The organism is Mesorhizobium sp. M7A.F.Ca.CA.004.04.2.1 (assembly GCF_004022825.1).
Taxonomy (GTDB): domain Bacteria; phylum Pseudomonadota; class Alphaproteobacteria; order Rhizobiales; family Rhizobiaceae; genus Mesorhizobium.
Map to the genome: position 1 here is coordinate 1 of NZ_RZPH01000206.1, position 7,159 is coordinate 7,159.

Annotated in this window: 7 protein-coding genes; 4 read left to right on the top strand and 3 right to left on the bottom strand. The window is 62.7% G+C overall.

All coding sequences use genetic code 11. The features are described from left to right. The 4 genes from uvrA to EN893_RS12000 all read left to right on the top strand — a co-directional run. Positions 1 to 2,194, top strand: a 2,194-nt coding sequence (gene uvrA / locus EN893_RS11985; protein WP_128361550.1) for an excinuclease ABC subunit UvrA, incomplete at its 5' end; no start/stop codon positions are given. 31 nt (positions 2,195 to 2,225) lie between these two features. Next, complete coding sequence (locus tag EN893_RS11990) at positions 2,226 to 2,696, top strand: GNAT family N-acetyltransferase (RefSeq protein WP_127270122.1); 471 nt, start codon at positions 2,226 to 2,228, stop codon at positions 2,694 to 2,696. Positions 2,697 to 2,719: 23 nt separating this feature from the next. Beyond that, complete coding sequence (locus EN893_RS11995) at positions 2,720 to 3,541, top strand: DUF72 domain-containing protein (RefSeq protein ID WP_127270120.1); 822 nt, start codon at positions 2,720 to 2,722, stop codon at positions 3,539 to 3,541. A gap of 115 nt (positions 3,542 to 3,656) precedes the next feature. Then, positions 3,657 to 4,808 (top strand): GGDEF domain-containing protein, encoded by a 1,152-nt coding sequence (locus tag EN893_RS12000; RefSeq protein ID WP_127270118.1) that lies wholly within the window; start codon positions 3,657 to 3,659, stop codon positions 4,806 to 4,808. 49 nt (positions 4,809 to 4,857) lie between these two features. On the opposite strand, the gene EN893_RS12005 is transcribed toward EN893_RS12000, so the two are convergent. From EN893_RS12005 to EN893_RS38635, 3 genes are all read right to left on the bottom strand, one after another. Further along, a complete protein-coding gene (locus tag EN893_RS12005; RefSeq protein WP_081738697.1) occupies positions 4,858 to 5,034 on the bottom strand; it encodes a hypothetical protein in 177 nt (58 codons plus the stop codon). Between the two features lie 271 nt (positions 5,035 to 5,305). Beyond that, positions 5,306 to 6,889, bottom strand: coding sequence for an urea ABC transporter ATP-binding subunit UrtE (urtE, locus tag EN893_RS12010; RefSeq protein ID WP_128361551.1), 1,584 nt, complete (start codon positions 6,887 to 6,889; stop codon positions 5,306 to 5,308). 68 nt (positions 6,890 to 6,957) lie between these two features. Continuing rightward, positions 6,958 to 7,159, bottom strand: a 202-nt coding sequence (locus tag EN893_RS38635; RefSeq protein WP_206640105.1) for a hypothetical protein, incomplete at its 5' end; no start/stop codon positions are given.

Sequence of the window (7,159 nt, forward strand, 5' to 3'; positions counted from 1 at the left end):
CCTCGATGCCAGCCAGACCGGCGAGGATTCGGTCAACAAGTCGAAGAACGAGACGCATGAGCGCATCCTGTTCTCGGAAAAATTCGCTTGCCCGGTCTCCGGCTTCACCATTCCGGAAATCGAACCGCGGCTATTCTCGTTCAACAACCCGTTCGGCGCCTGCCCGACCTGTGACGGTCTCGGCAGCCAGCGCGCCATCGACGGCAATCTGATCGTGCCGGACGAGAACATCTCGCTGCGCGACGGCGCCGTCAGCCCGTGGGCGAAATCGACGTCCCCCTATTACGCGCAAACGCTGGAAGCGCTGGGCAAGGCCTATGGCTTCAAGCTTGGCGACAAGTTCAAGGATTTGTCCGAAGAGGCCAAGGAAGCTATCCTGCACGGGACGGGTGAGCGCGAAATCACCTTCCAGTATGATGACGGCCTGCGCTCCTACAAGACCACCAAGACCTTTGAAGGCGTCATTCCCAATCTCGAGCGGCGCTGGAAAGAGACCGAATCCGCCTGGATGCGTGAAGAGATCGAGCGCTTCATGTCGGCCACGCCCTGCCCGGCCTGCAAGGGGTATCGGCTGAAGCCGGAGTCGCTGGCGGTGAAGATCGCAGGCAGACATATCGGCGAAGTCACCGAGCTTTCCATCCGCAAGGCCGACCAGTGGTTCACCGACCTGCCCGCGTCGCTCAACGACAAGCAGAACGAGATCGCGGTGCGGGTGCTCAAGGAGATCCGCGAGCGGCTGCGCTTCCTCAACGATGTCGGGCTCGACTACCTGACGCTGTCGCGCAATTCCGGCACGCTGTCGGGCGGCGAGAGCCAGCGCATCCGGCTGGCATCGCAGATCGGCTCCGGTCTCACGGGCGTGCTCTATGTGCTGGACGAGCCGTCGATCGGCCTGCACCAGCGCGACAATGCCCGCCTGCTCGATACGCTGAAGCACCTGCGCGACATCGGCAACACGGTGATCGTCGTCGAGCATGACGAGGACGCCATCCTGCATGCCGACTATGTCGTCGACATGGGTCCGGCCGCCGGCATCCATGGCGGCGAAATCATCGCCCAGGGCACCCCGCAGCAGGTTATGGCCAATCCCAATTCGATCACCGGCAAATATCTGTCCGGCGCGCTCGAAGTGGCGACGCCCGGCGTGCGGCGTGAAGCGAAGAAGAACCGCGGCCTGAAGATCGTCGGCGCGCGCGGCAACAATCTGAAGAACGTCACCGCCGAAATACCGCTCGGCACCTTCACCGCCGTCACCGGCGTGTCGGGCGGCGGCAAGTCGACCTTCCTGATCGAAACCCTGTTCAAGGCTGCCTCGCGCCGCATCATGGGCTCGCGCGAGCACCCGGCCGACCACGACCGCATCGAGGGCCTCGAATTCCTCGACAAGGTCATCGACATCGACCAGTCGCCCATTGGCAGGACTCCGCGTTCGAACCCCGCCACCTATACCGGCGCCTTCACGCCAATCCGCGACTGGTTCGCCGGCCTGCCGGAGGCCAAAGCGCGCGGCTACCAGCCCGGCCGCTTCTCCTTCAACGTTAAGGGTGGCCGCTGCGAAGCCTGCCAGGGCGACGGCGTCATCAAGATCGAGATGCACTTTTTGCCCGACGTCTACGTCACCTGCGACGTCTGCCACGGCAAGCGTTACAACAGAGAGACGCTCGACGTCGTGTTCAAGGGCAAGTCGATCGCCGATGTGCTCGACATGACGGTCGAGGAAGGCGTCGACTTCTTCGCCGCCGTGCCCGGCGTGCGCGACAAGCTCGACACGCTGAAGCAGGTCGGCCTTGGCTACATCCATATCGGCCAGCAGGCGACGACGCTGTCAGGCGGCGAGGCGCAGCGCATCAAGCTGGCCAAGGAACTGTCGCGCAAGGCAACTGGCAAGACGCTCTATATCCTCGACGAGCCGACCACCGGCCTGCATTTCCACGACGTCGCCAAGCTGTTGGAAGTGCTGCATGAACTGGTCGACCAGGGCAACACGGTGGTGGTCATCGAGCACAATCTCGAAGTGATCAAGACCGCCGACTGGGTGCTCGACCTCGGCCCCGAAGGCGGCGACGGCGGCGGCGAACTGGTTGCCTCCGGCACGCCGGAAGCGATCGTGCGCGAGAAGCGCAGCTACACCGGCCAGTTCCTCAAGGAGCTTCTGGAGCGGCGCCCCGGAGGCAAGCGCGAAGCGGCGGAGTGATCGGACCGGTTGGCGCCTGGAGAGCTTTTGAATGAAAATCAGAAGAGCGCTTGCCGGTGATCTCCAAACCGTCGTCTCGCTGACGCAAGCGGCCTATGCGCCTTACACTGCACTGTTAGGCGCACCGCCGATCCCAGTCACCGAGGACTACGCGCCGCGCATCGCGCGTGGTGAGGTGTGGGTGTTGGAAAGTGGCGGCGGACTTGCCGGACTGATCACGCTGGAACGGCATGACGACCACGCGATGATCTTCTCCGTCGCGGTCTCTCCTGACTTTCAGGGCAAGGGCTTCGGCATTGCGCTGCTGAAACACGCGGATGAGCTGACCCGTCTCTGGGGCCTGCCCGAGGTGCGGCTTTACACCAACGCCAGGATGGAACGGAACATCGCGCTCTATCTGGCCTATGGTTTCCACGAAACGGGTCGCCGGCCCAATCCCTACCGGCCGGGATGGGTGCTGGTCGACATGGCGAAATCGGTCCACGAGAGCACAGCGGCCTGATTTCTGAACTTGGGAGGATGACAATGAGCACATCGGGAACGATCCGCGCCGGCATGGGCGGCTGGACCTTTGAGCCTTGGGATACGTCCTTCTATCCCGACAAGCTCTCCAAGGCCAAGCAGCTGAACTACGCCACTCGCCAGGTGCCGAGCATCGAGGTCAACGGCACTTACTATTCCAGCTTCAAGGAACCGACCTTCGTCAAATGGGCCAACGAGGCGCCGGACGGTTTCGTGTACTCGCTAAAGGGCAACCGCTTCGTCACCAACCGGCGCGTGCTGGGCGAGGCCGGCGAATCGATGACGCGCTTCCTCGGCTCGGGCGTTGCCGCACTCGGGGAAAAGCTCGGGCCGATCCTGTGGCAGTTCGCGCCGACCAAGAAATTCGATCCGGACGATTTCGAAGCCTTTTTGAAACTGCTGCCGGAAAAGCAGGACGGCGTTGCGCTGCGCCATGCGCTCGAAGTCCGCAACGACAGTTTTGTCGTGCCGGAATTCGCAGCACTTGCCCGAAAATACAAGGCCGCGATCGTCTACGCCGACCATGCCAAATATCCCGATATCGCCGACGTCACCGCCGATTTCGTCTACGCCCGGCTGCAGACCGGCAGCGATGACAATCCCGACTGCTACACGCCGAAAGGCCTCGATGAATGGGCCGCGCGGGTAAAGATCTGGGCGCAAGGCAAGCAGCCGGCCGACCTGCGGCGCGCCGACCCCGCCACCGATGCGCCGGTCAAGCCGCGCGACGTGTTCGTCTACTTCATCACGGAGGGCAAGGTGCGCGCGCCGTTCGGCGCCATGGCACTGATGAAGCGGGTGGACCAGGATCTGTCGGTGCCCTGACGCTGCGGAATCATGGCATCTTCGCCATCGTCGTAACCTTATCGATACCTCCTTGCTGCATGAATCCAGCTGAACCAGTCGCAAATCTGGGCCGCCGCGGGCAAGGACGAGGGGCATGTCGCTCGACTACACTTCACTTCTGCTGGCTGTCGGTTTTTCCGCTGCCTGCCTGAGCCTGACCTTGTTTGGCATGTGGCTGACCGCTCGCTCGGAAAAGTTCCTGCTGACATGGGCGGTCAGCCTGGTGTTCGTGGTCGGCGATATTTTTTTCTATGACGCCTATATCGATATGCCCGGGCGCCTGCTGGGCATCGCCACGCTGGCTTTCCTCCTGCTCGGTTTCTCGACAATGCTGGGCGCGGCCTACCAGTTCAGAACCGGCGGCTCGCCAGTGCCGCGAACGGCGTTTGGCAGCGCCATTTCACTGGCCGTGACATTGCCTCCCATGGCTCTAGGCTATGACGGGCTGGGCTTCATGTTCGAAAATGCCTTCGCCGCCTTGCTTCTGTTCGCAACGGCGGTCGAATACTGGAAAGGCCGCGACGAAGCCCCTGCCCTGACAACCGGTATCACCGCGCTCTATTCGGCCACGGCCGCATCCTTCGCTCTCTGCGCCATGGTTTTGGCCTGGGAGGGAAAGCTGGTCCTTGGACATGCGCCAAGCAACTGGGCCGAGGAACTGAGCCTCATCATCGTTATCGCCAGCATGACCGGCATCGGAGCGCTTTCCCTGGCCCTGAACCAAGGGCGTCTGGCCCGGCATCACCGCCACAATGCCCTGACCGACCCGCTGACCGGCCTGCTCAACCGCCGCGCCCTATTCGACCTGCACGGCGATGCGCCGGTCGGTGCCTTCACGGCGGTGGTCGTCTTCGACCTCGACAACTTCAAGGCCATCAACGACGAATTCGGCCACGCCGCCGGCGATGAGGTGCTGAAGGTATTTGCACGGGAACTCGCCAGCAATCTTCGCCCGGGTGATGTCGCCGCGCGCATGGGCGGCGAGGAATTCGCGCTGGTGCTGAAGCGGACCTTGCCCGAAACGGTGGAGGCCACCGCCGAGGCCATCCGGGCAGCTTTCGCCGCGCACCACATCGAAACCGAGACAGGCTCGCTGATATGCACGGTCAGTGCCGGATTTGCTTTCGGCACCAAGGAAGGCCTCGGCTTCGACAAGGTGCTCAATGCCGCCGACAAGGCGCTCTACGACGCCAAGCGCGCCGGCCGCAACCGCGTCACCGCTTCTCCGTTCAAGCGCGCAGGCTGATCGCGTGTGTCAACACCGGCCTCTGATCGTGGCGAGACGAATGCAGCTCCTAGGCCGCCATGACAATCTCATTGAAGGTATCGAGATCGACATAGAAGACCTTGGTGATCTCCTCGATCAGATCGTCGTAATCGCAGCCCTGTGATCTCAAGATGTTGATGGCAGCGATGATATCGACACGTTCGATAAGCCGCCGCTTCTGGTAATCCTCGACGTAACGTTCCATGGCTGTCCCTTAGCCTGTGTGCCCAAACGCGTTTGAACGACAGAGATCGCAGGAGGGAAGCTAGGCAGCCTTGCTTGCGTGAAACTTGCCCGGCATTGGCCGTGCTCCTCGATCTGCGATAAACCAGACTGGTACGGAAGCGGCCGACTCACAAAAGCCTAGGAAAAGACTAGCACGCAGTTGCCGATGCACCAGAGAGGCTGGTGCAGGGCCGGAGAAATACTGGACTTGCCAAGGACTTCGGATCGTCAACTGAAGTGCGTTGGCGATTCTAGACCGTCAGGAACTTCCTGACATCAGCACGGTCCAGATCTTCCGCCGGACCGGTATGGACGATCACGCCACGGTCCATGATGTTGACCTCGTCGGCCAACTCGCGACAGAAATCGAGATATTGTTCGACCAGAAGCACGGCGATGCCGGCCTGGTCACGCAGGTAGCGGATGGCGCGGCCGATGTCCTTGATGATCGACGGCTGGATGCCCTCGGTCGGCTCGTCGAGCACCAGCAGTTTCGGCCGCATCACCAGCGCCCGTCCGATGGCGAGCTGCTGCTGCTGGCCGCCGGAAAGATCACCGCCGCGGCGGCCGAGCATCTGCTTCAGCACCGGGAACAATTCGAAGACATGCGCCGGAATGTTGCGGTCGGCCCGTTTCAGCGGCGCAAAGCCTGATTCCAGGTTCTCCCGCACGGTGAGCAGCGGAAAGACCTCCCTGCCCTGCGGTACGAATGCGATGCCCGACCGGGCGCGGTCATACGCCGCGCTCCGGTCGAGCGCCTTCCCCTCGAAGGCAACGCTTCCGCTCGTCAGCCGGTGGTGGCCGACGATCGATCTCATCAAACTGGTCTTGCCGACGCCGTTGCGGCCGAGCAGCACGATGCGGTCGCCCTGGCAGATGTGGCGCTTGCCGGCCCGAAACAGCAGCGTGCCATCGGGTGTTTCGACAGCCGCGTCGTCGAGCGTGATCAGCACTTTGGCGTGAGTGCCGCGATTGGCCAGTTTTATGGCACCCGCCGACTTCTCGCGATGCGCCGGGTTCGCCGCTTCCTCCAGTTTTTCGGCCCGCTGGCTGAGTTGCCTGGTCTTGACCGTCAGCAGGTCGCTGCCTGAATTGATGCCGATATTGTTGAGCTTGGCCGCCTGCCGGCGCAATTGCTGCGCCACCTTCATGTCGCGCTGGAACTTGCGCTCGGTCGAGGCGTCGACCTGGTCGAGCGCCCGCCTGGCGCGGGAATAGGGCAAGGCAAACACGGGCGACTGTTCCGGGCGCAGGAACAGCGTCCGGTTGGTGGCGGCGTCGAGAAAGGCGCGGTCGTGGCTGGCAATGACGACCGGCACCTCACGCGGCAATGCGTTGAGCCAGGTTTCCAACTGGCTGATGCGAGCAAGGTCGAGATGGTTGGTCGGCTCGTCGAGCAGCAGCACGTCCGGATCTGTCACCCAGACGCGGGCGATCAGCGCCAGTCTCTGCCAACCGCCGCTCAGCGCCTGCATTGGCCGCTCGCGCATCGGCTCCGGCACATCGAGTGAATCGAGAACCACGTCGACGCGCCACAGCTCGCTTTCAGCCTGCTCGGGCGGCAAGGCGTCGGCCACCACCTGATGGAAGCTGCGGGTGAGAAGGGCCGGGGCAATGGATTGCTCGACATGACCGACGCGCAGGCCGCGCGTGCGGGTGATGTCACCGGAGGTCGGCTCCATCTCGCCGGTCAGGCATTTCAGCAAGGTCGACTTGCCGCGGCCATTGGCGGCGACAATGCCGAGCCGGTCGCCGGAGCCGATGGTGAGATCGAGATTGGTAAACAGCGGCGCACTCATGGTGACGCCGAGGGATTTGAGGCTGATCAGGGCCATTTTGATTTCTCTGGTCTTGCCGGAGGAAAGTCCGGCTCAATGCACTTTGACGGTGCGCAGGCTGGCCATCAGGCTCGGCGTTGCAACACCACGAAGGGCAGACCAAAAAATCGAGGCGGGAAAAACCCGGACCGTCCCTGGTCAGCCCTGCAAGCAAGCTCGCAGGGCAGAAATCGGGCCACGCTGACGATGGTGACGATGGTGACGATGGTGACGATGAAACGTAAACACGTGAGCCCTCCTTTCAAGACGTTCGAGTGTGTGGAGCGA